18 protein-coding genes are annotated in these 16,714 nt (G+C 58.5%); 11 read left to right on the top strand and 7 right to left on the bottom strand.

The genetic code is table 11. The features are described from left to right. Positions 1 to 8: 8 nt before the first annotated feature. The 7 genes from SULPSESMR1_RS23705 to SULPSESMR1_RS23675 form a co-directional block, all read right to left on the bottom strand. Complete coding sequence (locus tag SULPSESMR1_RS23705; RefSeq protein WP_089423507.1) at positions 9 to 497, bottom strand: hypothetical protein; 489 nt, start codon at positions 495 to 497, stop codon at positions 9 to 11. A 3-nt stretch (positions 498 to 500) separates the two neighbouring features. Beyond that, positions 501 to 1,310 (bottom strand): type IV secretion system protein, encoded by an 810-nt coding sequence (locus SULPSESMR1_RS23700; RefSeq protein WP_089423506.1) that lies wholly within the window; start codon positions 1,308 to 1,310, stop codon positions 501 to 503. Then, positions 1,300 to 2,388, bottom strand: coding sequence for a lytic transglycosylase domain-containing protein (locus tag SULPSESMR1_RS23695; protein WP_157729114.1), 1,089 nt, complete (start codon positions 2,386 to 2,388; stop codon positions 1,300 to 1,302). The genes SULPSESMR1_RS23700 and SULPSESMR1_RS23695 overlap by 11 nt, the downstream gene beginning before the upstream one ends. 165 nt (positions 2,389 to 2,553) lie before the next feature. Then, on the bottom strand, positions 2,554 to 4,923 hold the full coding sequence (locus SULPSESMR1_RS23690) for a VirB4 family type IV secretion system protein (protein WP_089423504.1): 2,370 nt from the start codon (positions 4,921 to 4,923) through the stop codon (positions 2,554 to 2,556). After that, entirely contained in the window at positions 4,913 to 5,188 is a 276-nt protein-coding gene (locus SULPSESMR1_RS23685; RefSeq protein ID WP_089423503.1) for a type IV secretion system protein VirB3, read from the bottom strand. Before SULPSESMR1_RS23685 ends, SULPSESMR1_RS23690 begins: the two co-directional genes overlap by 11 nt. Before the next feature lie 23 nt (positions 5,189 to 5,211). Further along, a complete protein-coding gene (locus SULPSESMR1_RS23680) occupies positions 5,212 to 5,496 on the bottom strand; it encodes a TrbC/VirB2 family protein (RefSeq protein ID WP_089423502.1) in 285 nt (94 codons plus the stop codon). Then, entirely contained in the window at positions 5,493 to 6,074 is a 582-nt protein-coding gene (locus SULPSESMR1_RS23675) for a lytic transglycosylase domain-containing protein (RefSeq protein ID WP_434223028.1), read from the bottom strand. Before SULPSESMR1_RS23675 ends, SULPSESMR1_RS23680 begins: the two co-directional genes overlap by 4 nt. A gap of 588 nt (positions 6,075 to 6,662) precedes the next feature. Between SULPSESMR1_RS23675 and SULPSESMR1_RS23665 the strand changes: the two genes are divergently transcribed. The 11 genes from SULPSESMR1_RS23665 to SULPSESMR1_RS23615 all read left to right on the top strand — a co-directional run bounded on the left by SULPSESMR1_RS23665 (position 6,663) and on the right by SULPSESMR1_RS23615 (position 16,649). After that, a complete protein-coding gene (locus SULPSESMR1_RS23665; protein ID WP_089423500.1) occupies positions 6,663 to 6,932 on the top strand; it encodes a hypothetical protein in 270 nt (89 codons plus the stop codon). 97 nt (positions 6,933 to 7,029) lie between these two features. Then, entirely contained in the window at positions 7,030 to 7,671 is a 642-nt protein-coding gene (locus SULPSESMR1_RS23660) for a hypothetical protein (protein WP_345889518.1), read from the top strand. A gap of 221 nt (positions 7,672 to 7,892) precedes the next feature. After that, complete coding sequence (gene repC, locus SULPSESMR1_RS23655; RefSeq protein ID WP_089423498.1) at positions 7,893 to 9,050, top strand: replication initiation protein RepC; 1,158 nt, start codon at positions 7,893 to 7,895, stop codon at positions 9,048 to 9,050. A 250-nt stretch (positions 9,051 to 9,300) separates the two neighbouring features. After that, positions 9,301 to 10,233, top strand: coding sequence for an IS5 family transposase (locus SULPSESMR1_RS23650; protein WP_038142964.1), 933 nt, complete (start codon positions 9,301 to 9,303; stop codon positions 10,231 to 10,233). 67 nt (positions 10,234 to 10,300) lie between these two features. Further along, a complete protein-coding gene (locus tag SULPSESMR1_RS23645) occupies positions 10,301 to 11,170 on the top strand; it encodes a phosphate/phosphite/phosphonate ABC transporter substrate-binding protein (protein ID WP_089423497.1) in 870 nt (289 codons plus the stop codon). Next, a complete protein-coding gene (locus SULPSESMR1_RS23640) occupies positions 11,163 to 11,981 on the top strand; it encodes a phosphonate ABC transporter ATP-binding protein (protein WP_240311495.1) in 819 nt (272 codons plus the stop codon). The genes SULPSESMR1_RS23645 and SULPSESMR1_RS23640 overlap by 8 nt, the downstream gene beginning before the upstream one ends. A 58-nt stretch (positions 11,982 to 12,039) precedes the next feature. Then, positions 12,040 to 12,792 (top strand): phosphonate ABC transporter, permease protein PhnE, encoded by a 753-nt coding sequence (gene phnE / locus SULPSESMR1_RS23635; RefSeq protein WP_240311496.1) that lies wholly within the window; start codon positions 12,040 to 12,042, stop codon positions 12,790 to 12,792. Then, a complete protein-coding gene (locus SULPSESMR1_RS23630; protein ID WP_089423494.1) occupies positions 12,789 to 13,433 on the top strand; it encodes a class I SAM-dependent methyltransferase in 645 nt (214 codons plus the stop codon). The genes phnE and SULPSESMR1_RS23630 overlap by 4 nt, the downstream gene beginning before the upstream one ends. Continuing rightward, on the top strand, positions 13,434 to 14,639 hold the full coding sequence (locus SULPSESMR1_RS23625) for an alpha-D-ribose 1-methylphosphonate 5-triphosphate diphosphatase (protein ID WP_089423493.1): 1,206 nt from the start codon (positions 13,434 to 13,436) through the stop codon (positions 14,637 to 14,639). Then, positions 14,636 to 15,874: an MFS transporter gene (locus tag SULPSESMR1_RS23620; RefSeq protein WP_157729113.1), complete on the top strand. Its 1,239-nt coding sequence runs from the start codon at positions 14,636 to 14,638 to the stop codon at positions 15,872 to 15,874. Before SULPSESMR1_RS23625 ends, SULPSESMR1_RS23620 begins: the two co-directional genes overlap by 4 nt. Further along, positions 15,834 to 16,649, top strand: coding sequence for a sugar phosphate isomerase/epimerase family protein (locus SULPSESMR1_RS23615; RefSeq protein WP_009573553.1), 816 nt, complete (start codon positions 15,834 to 15,836; stop codon positions 16,647 to 16,649). The genes SULPSESMR1_RS23620 and SULPSESMR1_RS23615 overlap by 41 nt, the downstream gene beginning before the upstream one ends. Positions 16,650 to 16,714: the final 65 nt, after the last annotated feature.

Here is a 16,714-nt window from a genome sequence, read left to right as displayed (position 1 = left end):
GGCCATCCTTAACTACCACACCGCTCCAATTGGAAGTTCTGATAGCGCTCGTTTACATCTGACCAATCGCTACGACGGTATTTGCGAAAGACGCTGAAATCGCTGGTAGTTGCATCCTGCGCCGCTTTGCCAATCCGTTCCTGCGTAAACGCATCGAGCGATCCAAGCTCATAGATGCAGCCGCAGAAGCCCTGAGACATTGCAAGCTCTCTCAGGTCGGTGCTGAAGCCCCATCGAACCGCTCCACGGAAAATCTCGTTTCGGAAAAACTTGGTGTCCGGATAGCTGAAGGTGCAGGTTTGCGGCTTCGGGAACATCAAAAGCCCCCTTGCCTGTACCTCGCGCATCAGGTCGAGGAGGCGTTCTTCCTCCCCGTTTTCGGTGGCAGTGACGACCTCCCCGAGCAACGTATCGTCTGGCAGGTTTTGCAAGTCTTCCGCCCAGGCACTGCCTGCTAGGGTGATGAAAACTGCAATTGCTTTGAATGATTTATACAAGGGTCAGTCCTCAGCGCCGGAAAAATCAAAGAAGGAGCGTGTGCGGGCCTGCTCGGCCGCGAAATCGATGCCATTTTGACCTTGCGCCAAGCCTTGGGCGGCATTCAGGCGCCACATTTGGCCCAACATGAAATTCGTCTCCGCGGCCATACGCGTGTTGAGATCGATCGATTCCTTGAGCGTTTCCTGATCGCCAATCGCTTCCACCAGCCCATCGATACGCTCGATGCTCTGGGCGGCTTCCTCGTAGGAAATCTGTGCTTGCCCGATGACCATGGCATTGGCAGCCGCCAGATCGGCAATGGCCGCGCCTTGCGGGTTCCCGGCGTCGTTCAGCTCGGTGAGTTTTTCCGAGGTGAACCCCGCACTGGCCATCGTCTCGCGCATGGCATCAGCGGCGCGGCGCTCTCCCATGGTGACGTCGCCATCGAGCAGATCGTCCAGCAGGCTGTCAAAATCCCCGAGCGACAGGTTGTCCATGAAACCCGATAGATCGGTGATCTTCCGGGCGCGAGCGCGCAGGTCCTCCACATCGTTGTAAAGGGCTGCGATTTCATTCAGGCCGGTAATTGAACCCAGGACGTCATCAAGAAGGCCCTGAATATCAGTGAGGCGCTCGATCTGGGTGCGCAATTCCTCGATTTGCTGGAGCTGGTTTTCCGCATCGCGCAGCGCAGCCTGCAGCTGCTCGATATTCTGCGCGAGGTTCGATCCATCGATCACTGGCACGCCCTGAGCGAAGGCTGGGGGCGGGTGTGCCGCCATGAGCGTGCCCGCGACAATAATTGCGGCAATGCGGGTGTCAGCCCTCATCGGAATACCTCCAGAAAGTGGATTGCTCTAAGTGATCGGCGGCCTCGGTCAAACCTTGTGCCGCTTCGACTTTCACGTGGGCCGCGCGCAGACGCAGCGTCAGCGCCATAAGCCGCGCCCGTTCAGCAAGCATATAGGTGGAGCGGTCCAGCGCCTCTTTTGCGTTATCGGGCGGATCTTCACGCAAAAGCGCCGCGATCCTCGTCATGGCCTGATCGATCTGGGTGCCCATGTAGGCGCCATAGCCGACCGAGGCATCCGCCCAGTTGCCCCAGGCGGCCGAGGCGCCATCGAAGCCCGCCAGAGACCCCGTCATGTCGACGCCGGTGATGGTGCCAAGATAGTCGTTGTAATAGCCGTTGATGCGCCGGACATAGGTCTGGGTTTCTTCGAAAGGAGGCAAACCACCATACTCGAGAACACGACCGGGGCCTGCATTATAGGCCGCCAGAGCGTGATCGATCCGACCGAAGCGGTTCAGTTGCGTGAGAATGTAGCGTGCGCCACCGTCCAGGTTTTCCCAAGGATCATATGGGTTCACACCGAGATCCGATGCTGTGCCCGGCATCAGCTGGCAAAAACCGCGCGCACCCACGTGGGAGACGGCTGCATTGTTGAAACGACTTTCCTGCTTGATCAGTGACTGAAACAGGATACGCCACGTCAGTGGCGTCAGACCGGCGGCCGCAACACCGGGATGACCCTCATAGCGCCGCGCCACTGTGATGATCATGCGCTCCACGTCGCTTGGCTCACCGAAGAGGCGATCGGCATCAGGATGATCTTCCTGTGCTGGGTAAGTCTCTGCAGCGCTCGCCCAGCCGGGCCCACCAGCCTCGAACCCACTCAGGTCGGTGACACCGGTGGTCTCCGCAAGGAAACGCTCATAGGCTTCAAGCTGCTCTTGATAGATATCCGCTTGTTCCTGGCGGGCGTCGCGCTTCTGGCCCTGCCGCAAGGCGTCGCGTGCAAGCTCTTCGATGCGAGACACAGCGCGGGCAAGGTTGGAGCCATCGATCACTGGCACGCCCTGCGCGGAGGCAAGCGAGCCGAGACCCAAGGCCAACGGAACCGCCATTCTAGAAGCTCTGGAAATCACAATGCGCATTCCGTGAAACAAGGTCGGGAGCAGGGGCCGAGAACGCCATAACGGGCCGCTCAAAACAGGGCGATCGCACGCCTGTTGATGCACCTTCGCAAGCGCTCAGGGCCGCCATGGCGACCAACAGAAAAAATCGTGCTTTCACATCATGTCCTTCCAGAATTCTTCTTTCTTGCGCCAATCGGCAGGCGCCTTTTCCTCGCCGGTCTTACCGCCACCAAGAACAGTAACCAGGCCGCCCAAGCCTGCGAGATCGGTATTGACGAACACGCTGTCGGCTCCGGAACGGATCAATGCCAGCCGCAACCCGGCTGTCGGGCTGGACAGAAAATCCGCCTCGCGCGCATTCAGGCGCAGGATGCTGTAATCCTCCGGATTTGCCCGTGGATTCGGAAACAGGATCTGGGTTGCCACACTTTCCGCGATGATCTGGCCGACCGAACTTTGGTCCAGATGGCCCGGTGTTTGGGTCAACATCATCACCACGCAGTTGCGCTTGCGCATGGTAACCAGCCAGTCATGGAGGCGCTTGACGAAGATATCGTCAGCCAACATCTTCCAGGCCTCGTCGATCACAATGATCGTTGGTCTGCGATCCTCGATCACGCGCTCGATACGGCGGAAGAGATAGGCGAGCAGGGCGGAGCGTTCTGCGTCCTGGTCCAGAAGTTCGGTCATGTCGAGACCAAGGACATCCTCGCCAATGGCGATCGACTGGGCAGTGGGCCTTGAGAAAAGCCAACCGTACCGGCCGACTTCTGTCCATTCCCGCACGCGGGACACCAGGTCGCCATCATCATCGGTAGAAGCCACGAGACTTGCCAAACCGTCGAAGGTTCTAAGGCCTGGCTCCGCGGCGGCGATCTGACGAACCGCCTCATTCAGCGCGACAGTCTGGACCGTTTCGAGTGGACGGTGACGGGCCAGAATGTCGCCGAGCCAATCTGTCAGCCAGGCGGCCCCCCGCGCATCGGTCTCCGTGGTCATCGGATTAAAGCCGGTGGGCTGGCCCACCTTGATTTCGCTGTAGCTGCCACCCAAAGCGCGGATCGCCATCTCCAACCCCTGATCCTTGTCGAAAACGATAACCCGCGCGCCTACTCTGCGGGCCTGCGCCATGAGAAAAGCCGTGCCGAGTGTCTTGCCGGACCCGGTGCGACCCAGAACAAGCGTGTGCCCGACGCTTGGCTCATCGGTCCGGCGCCCCGCTTCGTGAAAGTTGAACCGGTAGAGGCTGGAGGTCACGGTCGGGAAGGCCGTGATCGTCGCGCCCCATGGGCTAGCCTCAGGTCCGCGTCCCGGCCTTGTCTTGTGAAACGCCGCCAGTTCCGCGAAATTGTGCGACGAAACGATCCCGTCACGGATCCGGTAGGCCCAGTTTCCGGGCGCTTGCGCAAAATAGAGCGCCTTTGCGGCCCAGGATTCCCTTACCAGAACGGCACCGGTCTCTTGCCCCGCGCGCCAGATCTCGGAAGCTGCCTGTTCCAGTTCCTCGGCGCTGTCACAGAAGACCTGCACGGAGGCGTGATGTGTCCCAAAGGTCGACCGGCCGGATGCCACGGCGTCGGCGGCTTCGATCAATTGCTCTGTCAGGCTGACACCAGCATCCTCAGAAGCACCCCGCTGGCGAAAGGTGCGTTGAATGCGCTCAATCATCTCATTGGCGCGCCGCGGCGTAAAAGAGTTGGTGATCGTGATGTCATAGGGCAGTTCCAGCGCGTCAAGCATGGTTGGCCAGGTGCGACTGGGATAGGACTTCATCCCAAAAATCGCGCCGTATCTTGTGCTGTCGCCGCATTCCAGCCGCATGGTTTTGCCATGAAAGCTGACATCGAAATTGCTCATCGTGTCAGCCAACAGTTGCCCGGGGGCCGCGATGATCTTGCCATAGCTCTGTCCGTGAACCGCGGCCAACATTGCAAGCCAGTCCCCGCTCGAGACTGTCAGGCGCGCTACACCTGCGTCGGAATACATCGCCATGAGCAGGGTCATGGCCTCTTCCAGGGCAGCAATTCTCGTATCGATGTCTTTCTGGAAATCGCGACCGCCGCCAAGGGCGCCCAGAACCTTCGAGAATGCCTGCGGCATTGACGGACGCATCAATACTGTCAGCATCAAGGTGCGGGCTTTCAGGTCACGTGCTCGCAGGCTTCTCTGCCACGCCGCGTCTACCGCATTTGCAAAAGGCACACCGTCAGGTGCAGCAAGGTCCGCGACATCCGGGCGTGATACCTTGTTGATGTGGAAACCGAAACGCTCGCCCAACTGACTGACGATCCGGGCAAAGCCTTCACTGATCTCATCGATCCGGGCGTCATCGCTGGTGAAGCTGTCGATCCCGCCAAGCGTGACCGACGCCATCAGATCACCCTGCCGCGTCAGGATGACATTGTCTCGCACTGCAGCGATGTAAGGTAGGTGCCGCCCAAGGCGCTCGGTTTTCAAAACCTTGTCCCCAAGTGCATCCCGAACAGCGCTGCTGGCAATCAACCCCCGAAACTCACGCGACATAGAGATCGCCCCCATCACAGGATCGCACACTCGTTCGCGGTGTGCGCGACATCACCACGTTCAAAATCTGAAACAGATGTGGATTGCGGTCTGCGACCAGCCAAAGCAGTGGGTAGCCCGCGAGGAACACCAGCAGGAACCGCATGTCGTCAACCAGAATGAAAGGGATAACGGATGCGAAGACCAGCGCCACGAAATATCCGATCGGGAGACCGAATATCCGTGGCGGCTTGGTCAGCCCCAGAAAGAGTGGTGTGTTACGCATGGAGGTCTCTGCGGTTGGTCAGATCAGGGAGCCGCAAAGCCGTCGATGATGGTCTCGGCCGAAAAGATCAGCACCACGCCGACAAAAACGGCCACGAAGATCGGCCAGTTGAGGCGCCCGAAAAACATCATGACACCGGATCCCACGAGCGCGAGCACGCCGAGGCCACGACCGATCGGACCCGTCACCGCGTCGATAATGTTGTCGATCATGTCAGAGACCGGGCTAAGGTCCTGTGCGAGCGCCGGGGCTGCGGCCAACATCAGCAACGCGGCCAATGCCGCCCGGGTATAGTCAATTGGTTTCATATCTGGTCTCCGATGGATTGGGCATAGACGGCCATGACCTTGCGGACATGGCCTTGTGTTTCGCGGTAGGGGGGAATCCCGCCATGGCGCGCCACGGCTTCGGGGCCGGCGTTGTAGGCCGCGAGCGCAAGCTGCGGCGTGCCGAAACGATCAAGTTGTGTCAGCAAGTAGCGGGCGGATCCATGCAGGTTTTGCTCAGGATCATGCGGATCGACGCCAAGCACGCGTGCAGTGTCCGGCATCAACTGCCCAAGCCCGATTGCGCCAACATGCGATCGCGCGCTTGGATCAAATGCGCTTTCTATGGCGATGTTGGCGCGAAAGAATGCGAGCCAGTCGCGAGTGGACATCCCGGCCCTGCGCAGGGCCGGGTGGTCAGCGTAGACCGACCCCACATCAAGGATCATAGTCTCGATCGCAGTGCGGCCCGATGGGACCCGCGGCGGAGAACGGCGTGGTGAATTAAGAGGGACGACCTCAGAGCGTGCGACAACGTCGCTTTGCTCGGGTTGGGGTCTTGCAAAGTCGAGAACGCTACTGGTCAGTCGACCAACACGGTCTGGAGCATCGAGATCGATAACGGATTGTGCATGAGTGGAAGGGCCTGAAAGCCCCCAGAGAACGAGGCTAGCCGCTGGTAGGATACCTTGTCGTCTCAAACTCCCACGTGCCTCTCTCACCTTCTCGGAGAGGGCAGCTGAATACCTTTGCGTCGAGCTCCAGGCAGAAGCTCATAAGCCCTGCTGCGGTCTTGAAGACGCGTGGTTTCAGATCCCGGTTGGTCACATAGACCGACCGGTGCACACCGCCTTGACCGTCATTGGAGCAGACGAAAACCGTCCAGCCACCCCTATGCGTATTGCCGCCCTTTTCCGGGGCCTCAACGCATTCCACCTCGATCCATGCCCCACCCTCGATCGCCTCTTGCATGTGCGATGTTAGGATCACGGGGTATTTTGTTCCTGCCATTTTGCCTCCGAAGGAAAGAAGTTCCTACGGAAGTAACCTGCTTTTGCACCGCTTCAAACAGTGCATGTCACAAGATATGCGGCGACGTAGCGGAAAACACTTTAGATGGTCAATAGATATCTTTTGATTGATTGCGATATTTTTTCGGTGGTAGGTCCGGCACACGATTCGCCCCCAGATTGTCGGGAGACCACCAGATGTCGCGGTTGCTGGCATGTAGCACATTCATCGCCCTAACGATCCCAGCAAACGCCGAGACGCTGGCGATGGACTGCGTGTTGCCGTTGCGGCCGGAGCTGGCGGCCTCGCCTGCGCTCCTGAACGAGTACGGCGACGACATCAGAGCCGAATTCAACACCTACTTCGATGAGGCACAAACCTATCTGAATTGCCTCGCCGCAGCATCAGCTTCCGCGCAGGCCGAAGTTCGTCTTGTGCTTGACGCTTACCAGGAGATGTTCCAATGAAACGACGCGCAAAATATGTCAGCAATTATGACGCAATTAACATAAGTATGCTTATATGCCAGCGGGTTAGCGGCGGCGATCTGTCATGAGGCGGCTTGTGTCAACTGCCGCGATCATCGCGATCGGGTTTACACCGCTTGCTGCCAAACCTGCCGCCGCACAAGGCTACCAGATCGATTGTGCGATCCTCCTGTGCCTCGCGGGCGGTTGGCCGCCTTCGGTCCCATGTGCCCGGGCGCGCGCGGAGTTCATCCGCCGGATCACACCCTGGCCGGTCGAACCACCGCTGCAGATCTGGCGTTGTCCGATGCGTGCTAATTTCGAAGCGCCGGACCCGATTGAGCGCCTTTACAGGTTGGCGGGGTTCAATCCTGGTCCAGCACTCTCCCTGCCCCGAGAGCGAGAAACGCTCCAGCTCGCCCAAGCTGTCGGTCGCGGTGCCGATATTGACGTGACCGACCGAGCGTTTGATTTCATCCGCTCCATCGACGTCTTCCAGGTTACGGCACAGCAGAATAATGGCCGCGACGATTGCAACAGATATGCTTCCGTGCGGCGTGGCACGTATGACCGACACGGTCAGTTTCGGTGGAAGAACAGCTCCGTAAGCGCGCTTCCTCCGGCATTCCGCGGGACAGAAGGGTACGGTCAGAATTGCCCATCAATCTGGGTCCGCGCCGTGTTCGTGGATTGGGAAGACTATGAAGGCACCTATGGCTTCGAACAGGTCAACTACTGATCTCAATCAATCACAGGGTAACGATAGTTAAAGAAGAAACCCCCGCAAGGCGGCAACCAAGCGAGGGGCTCAAAGAACAACGGAATTGGCGTTCCGACAGGTCAAATCAAACTGTGATCTCGTTTTAGCAGTCCCGACAGTCAAGGCAATGAAAAAACGTGTCCCGAGATGGGACACGGATGCCCTGTTGCAGCCTTGTCCCAATTCACAAGGACTAGACAATGAACGAGCTCCAAACCTATCCCATCCTGCCGGAAGGCTGGACCAAAGGTGCTGTAATGGCGCTAATTTCAGAGATTGCCCCGCATATAGGCTTGCGCCCGGCACGCCTCGCAGTTCTGAACTACATCATCGGGCGCACCCGCGCATCCGACTGGACCTCACCCCAGCGTGAACCGGTGTTTTTTGGCGCGCAAGACCTCGCAGCGGTCGAACTTGGCAAGACGTCACGCCAGTTGCGAACGGATGAGGCCGCGCTGGCCAAGCTTGGGCTGATCGTGAAACGTGTCGCGGCGAATGGGGCCCGCTATGGTCGCGCTGGCCTAGGCTTGATACTGACTCCGCTGATCGCGCGACTGGAAGAGTTCATAGCCCTTCGCGATCGGCTCCGTGCGGAACGGAGGCATTTGCGCGCTTTGAAGGATCTTCGGTCCCTTCGTTTGCGTCACATGAAACGGTGCATCGCCGCCCTGCCCTTCTCGGCTATCAAAGATCCTGAGATCGTCAAGATTCTCGCCAGTTTCGATAAATGGCCACGCAGCGATGCTTTAAGCCGTCTCGGTCTGGAGCGGCTCAACGCCCATTTGAAGGCCAGTTCCGATCTGTGCAACAACCTTGATGACTGGCTTGAAAAACATGGGCTTTCTTCCGACCAACCAGCGGAAAACTTCCGGCCCTTTACACAAAACACCAGAGAAGAAACTCAAACTGTAAAGACGCCGCCCGCTGTGGATAACTATGGAAGACACGCGGAAATCGCACAGACTGAATCGCCATCATCAATTCCCTGCCCCGCGCCACCCGCTCTGACGCCAGAGAATCTATATCGCATTGCCGGCGACGGCCTACGCATGATGCTTGACGCGAGCCGAGATCAGAACCGACCTCTCAAAGAGCGCGACATCATCGAGGCGGCCTGGGCGTTGCTGCCGATGCTCGATATCCATGCTTCAGTTTGGTACGAGGGCCAGAGCACCTTGGGCGACCACGGGTTGGCTTTCTGCCTCCTATTGGTTGATGCGCAACGAGATCACCCGAGATATCCAGTGCGCAATCCGGGCGGTTTGATGCGCGAACTGATCCGTCGAGCCAAGGCAGGAAGGCTGGACTTTGATGCAAGCGTTACGGCTCTGCAAAAACGGCGCAATAGGGTGAGGTAAAGTTTCCAACCCGCAACTGAATGTGCCCAAAAACGGGCTAGAATTCTGGTAATGAAGTTTATGGTAAATAAACTTAGTACTTCCCATCCGCGCCGTCTCGGCCGCATACGTCACAAAGGTTTCATGAAACTGTAGCGCCATTGATACGCAGTCCCACTATTCATCCGAATGAATAAACCTAGAGGGGGCTCTGTTGCACAAATCGCGTGAGGGATTCATCTTGTGAATCCAGCGTGGTAGCTGGGGGCGCATGAGCCGACCCAGCCCCCCCGCCTACAAGACCAGGAATTGGCCCGCCTATAACGAAGCTCTGAAGCGTCGTGGCTCGCTGACGATCTGGTTCGATCCCGAGATGACCTGGGAGGCCAGGCCAACAGGCAAACGTGGCCGACAGCCTGACTATAGTGACGCAGCCATACAGACCTGCCTGACGATGAAGGTGCTGTTTGGCATGGCGCTCAGGCAGACGACGGGCTTCGTTGAGAGCCTGCTGCGCCTGACCGGCCTGGACTGGACCGTGCCCAACTTCAGCACGCTGTCGCGGCGCCAGAAGTCCCTGAAGATCAATATTCCCTACCGTGGATCCGGCGGCCCGTTGCACCTGCTGATCGACAGCACCGGCATCAAGGTCGAGGGCGAAGGGGAGTGGAACGCCCGCAAGCATGGTGGCACCAAGCGCCGGGTCTGGCGCAAGATCCACATCGGAATTGACGAGCAAACGCTGGAAATACGCGCGGCCGAGTTCACCACCAGTGATGTCGGTGACGCGCCCATGCTGCCAGAGCTTCTGGACCAGATCCCGCCAGATCACGAGGTTGCAAGCGTCACCGCTGATGGTGCCTTTGACACCCGCAAGTGCCACGATGCCATCGCCGCCCGAGGTGCCGCCGCAGTCATACCGCCACGCAAAAATGCCAGGCCATGGAAGCCCGACACTCCCGGAGCAATCGCGCGCAACGAAGCCCTGCGCGCGTCACGTCGCTTCGGGCGAAACATCTGGCGACGATGGAGCGGCTATCACCGCCGGAGCCGCGTCGAAACGAAGATGCATTGTGTGAAGCTGCTGGGCCAACGCCTGACTGCCAGGGACTTCGACCGTCAGGTTGCCGAGTTTCAGATCCGTGTGGTCGTCCTGAACGGCTTCACCGCACTCGGCATACCCGTCACTGAAGCCGTGGGATGAGTCTGTCCGGGGGAAGGGGAACCTCGACCCTCAGCCGATTTGTGCAACAGAGCCCCTAGAGGGTGCTATGAAACTGAAATCTCTTTTGCTGGGTGTAAGCCTTGCTGCTGTGTCTGCCTTTGCAGCGACAGCAGAAATCTGGAAACTTGCCGTCACAGATGTCGAAGGCATGGAACGCCTGCAACTGGAATGGGGTCCCTTCAAGGAGGCGCTTGAAGTGGCCACCGGCGACACATTCGAATTCTTTGCCGTAAACTCGCGCACGGCTGCAGCCGAGGCGCTGCGCGGTGAGACCGTGGATTTTGTAGTCTCTGGACCTGCAGAATATGTGGTTTTCAACAAGCTGACCAATGCCACGCCGCTGATCGGCCTCGGTCGCCCCGATTATCACTGTGCCATTATCGTGCGTGCTGACAGCGGCATCAACGTACCTGCTGATCTGGTAGGCAAATCAGTCGCATTTGGCGATATCGGTTCGACTTCAAACATGCTTTGCCCGATGCAGGTACTCGCAGACTACGGCGTCGATCCGGTTAATGACATTGAGAAAATCCACACCTCGCGCAACATCGCCTTTGAGGCGTTGAACAACGGCGATATCGACGCGCTTGGCATGAATGCAGGCACTTTCATCGGCGTCCGCAATGGCCAAACGGAGCTGCCTTACGGTTTTTACAAGATGATTGCGCGCTCGGGCGACCTGCCCAATGACATGATCATGGTGGGTGCACATGTGCCAACCAAGGCTGCCGAAGCACTGCGAGACGCGGTCCTTGGGAACAAGGCGCAGGTCATCGCAGGCATCACGGCCCACGAAGAAAACGACAAATATGTCGGCATGGACCTCGTTGCGATTGAAGACAGCGCATATGACTACGTCCGCTCGATGTATTCGAATGCGGGATACCCTCAGTTCGACGATTTCATCGGTGACTGATCTTCTACTGAGACGTCCGGTGGCCCCGGATGTGCTGACTGAGCAAACCGGGGCGGCCTTCGCCCCGGTTTCGCCCGTTGAAATTGAAGCCCGCGCCGTTTCCAAAACCTTTGGGGCGACGCCGATCTTTTCCGACGTGAGTTTCCGCCTCGCCCGCGGAGAGGCGACAGCACTTGTTGGTGCCAACGGCACTGGGAAATCGACCCTGCTGCGCTGCCTGATGGGGTTAATCCCAACCTCAGGTGGCAGCGTGCATTTGCTGGGACAGCAGACAGATGAAGCAACCAGGCGCCAGATGCGCAACATTCGCGCGCAGGTCGGGTTGGTCTCTCAGAAGCACAATCTGGTGCCCCGACTGTCTGTGCTTTCAAATGTCTTGCACGGTCTTCTAGGCAAGCATCCCGGCATACGCCATTGGAGCCATCCGCTAGCCCCCCAGTCTTCTCGGGAAACTGCCATGCAGGCGTTGGAACGCGTGGGCCTTGCTGATTTCGCGCACCGGCGCGCGGATCGGCTATCGGGCGGGCAGTCGCAACGCGTGGCCATTGCCCGCGCCATCGTCGGCGCGCCCAAGGTTCTCTTTGCGGATGAACCTTGCGCGTCACTTGATCCAAGTGCAGGCGAAGACGTGATGGAGCTGTTCTTCCGGCTTGTCCGCGACGAGAATGTGACGGTCGTCTTTACCTCGCACAACGTTGAACATGCATTGAAATACGGCGACCGCGTGCTTGGCCTTGCGCAGGGGCGCATTCAGCTTGATGCGACAGCAGCCTCGCTGAGTTCCGCCGATCTGAGAGGTCTTTATGACTGATACCACCCCCTCGCGATTTGAACTGGCGCGGTTTGAGCGGCCCTCTGCCATCAGTTTTTTGGGCTATGCGCTTGGACTTGTTATTATCTTCTGGTGCCTCGCCGGTGCCGGCTTCTCGCTTGAAAAAGTAGCCAGCTCCCCACCCCGCTTTGCCGATTTCGCCGCGCGGGCCTTCCCGCCGAACCTTGACCCACAAGTCCTCACGCGGCTGGGCTGGAAAATGGTCGAGACACTGCAAATCGCTGTTGCCGGTGCTGTGATCGGGGTAATCATATCTGTTCCTGTCGCCCTCTTGGCGGCAAAGGGGCTGATCGCCGGCCCATGGGTGAACCAAATTGTGCGCACCGGGCTGAGTTTCATCCGTGCTGTGCCGGACATCGCCTGGGCACTGGTTTTCGTTGTGGCCGTGGGCCTTGGTCCCTTTGCCGGCATGCTGGCCATCGTGATCGACACAATCGGCTTTTGCGGACGCTTTTTCGCCGACGACATGGAAGCAACCGACAAAGGCCCCGCCGAGAGCCTAACAGCCACTGGCGCGCGAAAACTCGATGTTGTGGCCTGTGCCACGATTCCCGGCAGCCTGCCCGCTTTTATTTCCACCTCTCTCTTTGCCTTGGAGAAAGCCGTCCGGTCGTCGACTATCCTTGGCCTTGTCGGTGCGGGTGGGATTGGGATCGAGCTTAAAGTTGGTTTTGACCTTTTCGATTACCCCACAGCGATGACCGTGATCTTGATGATCGCAGTTGTTGTGATCGGGATCGAGCTCGTCAGCGGCTGGGCCCGCACTAAAATTATTGGAGAACAACGGTGAAATCGGATACAGCTGACCAGCATTGGAATGACCAATGGAAATCCATCGAAGAAGATAGCAAGTGGCTGACGCCAGAGAAGGACGTGCAAGAATGGGCGGCTGGTCTGGCACAAGGCGCACGCATTCTTGATCTGGGGGCGGGCGTGGGGCGTCACGCACTTTGGCTGGCATCCCAGGGCTTTGACATGATCGCGTTGGATGCCGCGCCCGACGGGTTGGCAGAGATTGAAAAGGCCGGTGGCGTAGAAACAGTTCTGGCCCGCATGGATGCGCTGCCGTTCAAGGATCACGCCTTTGACCACGTGCTCAGCTGGAACGTGATCTACCATGGCGACGAAGATATCCTGCTGCGCACAATTGCCGAAATTCGTCGCGTGCTGAAGCCCGGCGGCAGTTTTATGGGGACTATGTTGTCCAAACGTCGCCTGCCGCATGAGCAGGCAAAATACGCAGGTCGTGAAATCAGCCGCAACGCATGGGTTTTTGATGCGCCCGGTACGGACAAAATGCACCCGCATTACTTTTGCGCGGCGGCAGATCTGTTGGCCCTGTTTTCGGGCTTTGAATGCCTGAAGCTTGACGACCGTGAACACGAAAAGCCGGGGTCTTTCCACTGGCATCTGACAATGGAAAGACTTTGAATGATTACCTTTGAAGGCGCACAAGTCTACCTGCCCGGCGAGATCACTGAGACGACTGTTGCCATTAGCAATGGCAAGATCGTCGAATTAGGTGGCCGCGCGCAAGGCGAGGTGATCGACGCACGTGGATTGATATTGGCCCCTGCCCTGATCGACGTACATGGCGATGCGTTCGAACGCCAGCTGATGCCCCGTCCAGGGGTTTTCTTCCCAACCGAAACGGCGCTCATCGACACTGACCGTCAACTTGCAACCAACGGGATTGCCACCGCTTATCACGCCATAACGCTGGGATGGGAGCCGGGGTTGCGCGATGTGGCACGCGGCCGCGAACTCATGCAAGCCATGCGCGATCTGGCCGCGCGGCTGACCGTGGAAAACCGGGTGCAGCTTCGGTGGGAAACCTTCGCGTTCGAGGCTTTGGACGTGATCGAATGGGCGCTTGCGGGGCCACTATTGCCTTCCGTGGCATTCAATGACCACACGTCCATGACCATGAGGGCCTATGACGTCCCAATTCAGGACCGCGCTTTTGAGCTGTCCCCGGATTTTTCAATCGCCTCTTTAGACGACGCGCGAATGAAAAAGCGCACCGCTTCCAAAGCCCATCGCGCAGGGCTGAGCGAGGAAGACTATATCGCGCTCCTGGGCCACGTCTGGGATCGGCGCAGCGAGGTGCCCGACGCGATCGCATCGGTTGCACAGATGGCCCGTACAGCAGGAGCGCCCATGCTAAGCCACGATGATACACGGGCGGAAACCCGCGCCTATTTCCGCGAGCTTGGCGCAGGAGTGGCGGAATTTCCGATGGTGATGGAGGCAGCAGAAGCGGCCCGCAAAGGTGGTGATCCGATAGTCTTTGGCGCGCCGAATGCCGCCCGTGGAGGGAGCCATATAGGCTCGCTTGGTGCGGGTGACATGGTGGAGGCCGGTCTGTGCGATGCGCTAGCTTCGGATTATTTCTACCCCGCCATGCTGGCCGCAATTGCCAAGCTTGACGCAGAGCGCCGCGCGGATCGCCTTGCGCTTTGGTCGCTCGTCTCATCTGGCCCCGCACGCGCAATGGGTTTGCCCGACCGGGGCGACATCACTGTTGGTAAGCGCGCAGACCTTGTTCTGGTGGATTGGCCCGACGGCTCTGTCCCAGCCATTCAGGGGACATGGGTTGCGGGCCGTTGCGCCTATCGCGGTATACCGGCTGGATGAACCTGCCAAGACCGAACCGCGATTATATTCCTGCCATTGGACTCGGCGTAACCCAGATCATGGGGTACGGGACGTTGATGTACGCCTATGCGGTGCTCTTACCAGAAATGGCAAGGGATCTTGGACTGACCCTGTCAGAGGTATTCGGTATTCTGTCGCTGGGCCTTTTCTTTGGCGGCCTGGTCTCACCCATTGCCGGAAAACTGGTGGACCACTGTGGCGGTCGCTGGGTGATGACACTGGGCTCGATCGTGGCCAGCCTTGCGCTGATGGCGATGAGCCAAATTGAAGGGCGGATCGGGTTATTTGTGCTGATCCTGGTGGCCGAAGGCGCGGGCATGTTCGTGCTGTATAATGTAGCCTTTGCCAGTGTGGCGCGACTGGATCTAGGCGTTCCGCCGCAACGCTCGATTTCTGTCATCACGCTGTTTGGCGGGGTCGCCTCGACTATTTTCTGGCCGCTGACTCTCGCGCTGTTTAATTGGTACGGTTGGGAAACAACATGGGTGATCCTCGGCTTCAGTGCCTTGCTGATATGCACACCGATCCACTTCTTTGTCTTGCGCGGGCCTGAACGCGAGGCCGATGCACCCAAACCTGACAATGCGCCGGACTGGCCCGAACTGACCGGGCACCTGCGCAAGCAGGCAATGTTGTGGATGGTCGTTTCTTTCGTTTTTTCAGGCTACCTGATGGGCGCTGTTATGACACTTTGGGTGACCAATGTTCAGGACTTGGGCCATACGGCAGCCATGGCAGCCTTCGCCGGTGCCGTCATCGGCCCGTTCAAAACCGTGGGCCGGTTTTTTGAGATGTTGGTCAGTCGCAGCATGTACCCATTGGTGACCTATGCGCTTAGCCTCGGCCTGATGTTTTCTGGCTTTGTCGTCCTGTTGATCTTCGGATTTACGTTAACTGGACTACTGCTTGCGGCCGCACTTTACGGAATGGGCGACGGGATCAAAACCATCGCGCGCGGTACCCTGCCTTTGGCGCTATTCGGTACCAAAGGTTACGGTGCACGACTGGGGTGGATCTCCTTCGTGCAAATGGGGATCAACGCCTCCGCCCCTTTTGCTTTTGCATGGACCACACAAACCTACGGCGGCTGGTGGTCTTTTGCTGTCATGGCCCTGTGTCTTTGCTGTGCCATCGCTACCTATATGTTTATTCCCGACCCAAGGACCCACAGACATGACCCCGCTCAAAATAGGCGCCTGCCTGAAAACATCTGAGATTGCAGACCACCGCGATTGGCTGTTTGATGCCGCCCGCGATATCGAACTACAGGATTTCATGTCCCATGTCGCGCTAACCACCGGATTCGACGATCGCATTGCCGCCGCCAAGACGGCGCTTGATGGGCATACTGGACGCCTTGGCATTCATGGGCCCTTTGAAGGTCTGGATATCGACAACAAAGACTCGGAACTGCGCCCGATCATTACTGCGCGGTTCCTCAAAGCTCTCGAGGCCGCGGATCGGATCGGCGCGCGCCAGATGGTCCTGCATTCCCCTTACACGGCTTGGTATCAGAACAACTTCTTCAGCTTTCCGGGCTACGCCGAAAGCAAGATTGGCCGCATCCATCAAATTCTAGACCCCGTCGTGCGCGCAGCCGAAAACATGGGCATCACTCTTGTGATCGAAAACATTCAGGACGTTCGCCCAGAAACACGTCGCGCGATGGTGGATGGCTTTGGCTCACAAGCAATCGCACTTTCCATCGACACCGGGCACGCTCAGTTAGCCCGTCGCATGTCTGGCGCCCCACCCGTCGCTGACTTTATCACTGATGCCGGTGCGCAGCTTGCCCATGTCCACCTGCAAGACGTCGATGGCCATGCCGACCGCCACTGGGCCCCGGGGGAAGGGGAAATCGAATGGACAGCTGTCTTCCGTGCCTTGGCTGCTTGCGAAAGCGACCCGCACCTCGTGCTGGAACTGCGTGATAATGCGGACATTCCGAAGGGATTTCGCGCGCTGAGTGATCTTGGTGTGGTGATTTGACAGCTTGTTGCATGGGTCGCGGATTTTGGCGAAGACGCCGGTTCTGATATCCTCAAGGTAGCGCC

It is taken from the genome of Pseudosulfitobacter pseudonitzschiae, assembly GCF_002222635.1.
Classification (GTDB): Bacteria; Pseudomonadota; Alphaproteobacteria; order Rhodobacterales; family Rhodobacteraceae; genus Pseudosulfitobacter; species Pseudosulfitobacter pseudonitzschiae_A.
The sequence above is the reverse complement of the archived record's forward strand: the minus strand, read 5'-3'. Positions and strand labels throughout refer to the sequence as shown.

Bases quoted from the DNA above. Each gene is read 5' to 3' on its own strand.
- SULPSESMR1_RS23665 (WP_089423500.1), top strand. From the start codon at position 6,663: ATGTCGCGGTTGCTGGCATGTAGCACATTCATCGCCCTAACGATCCCA.
- SULPSESMR1_RS23645 (WP_089423497.1), top strand. From the start codon at position 10,301: ATGAAACTGAAATCTCTTTTGCTGGGTGTAAGCCTTGCTGCTGTGTCT.
- SULPSESMR1_RS23625 (WP_089423493.1), top strand. From the start codon at position 13,434: ATGATTACCTTTGAAGGCGCACAAGTCTACCTGCCCGGCGAGATCACT.
- repC (WP_089423498.1), top strand. From the start codon at position 7,893: ATGAACGAGCTCCAAACCTATCCCATCCTGCCGGAAGGCTGGACCAAA.
- SULPSESMR1_RS23685 (WP_089423503.1), bottom strand. From the start codon at position 5,188: ATGCGTAACACACCACTCTTTCTGGGGCTGACCAAGCCGCCACGGATA.
- SULPSESMR1_RS23650 (WP_038142964.1), top strand. From the start codon at position 9,301: ATGAGCCGACCCAGCCCCCCCGCCTACAAGACCAGGAATTGGCCCGCC.
- SULPSESMR1_RS23615 (WP_009573553.1), top strand. From the start codon at position 15,834: ATGACCCCGCTCAAAATAGGCGCCTGCCTGAAAACATCTGAGATTGCA.
- SULPSESMR1_RS23695 (WP_157729114.1), bottom strand. From the start codon at position 2,388: ATGGCGGTTCCGTTGGCCTTGGGTCTCGGCTCGCTTGCCTCCGCGCAG.
- SULPSESMR1_RS23680 (WP_089423502.1), bottom strand. From the start codon at position 5,496: ATGAAACCAATTGACTATACCCGGGCGGCATTGGCCGCGTTGCTGATG.
- SULPSESMR1_RS23690 (WP_089423504.1), bottom strand. From the start codon at position 4,923: ATGTCGCGTGAGTTTCGGGGGTTGATTGCCAGCAGCGCTGTTCGGGAT.
- SULPSESMR1_RS23620 (WP_157729113.1), top strand. From the start codon at position 14,636: ATGAACCTGCCAAGACCGAACCGCGATTATATTCCTGCCATTGGACTC.
- SULPSESMR1_RS23700 (WP_089423506.1), bottom strand. From the start codon at position 1,310: ATGAGGGCTGACACCCGCATTGCCGCAATTATTGTCGCGGGCACGCTC.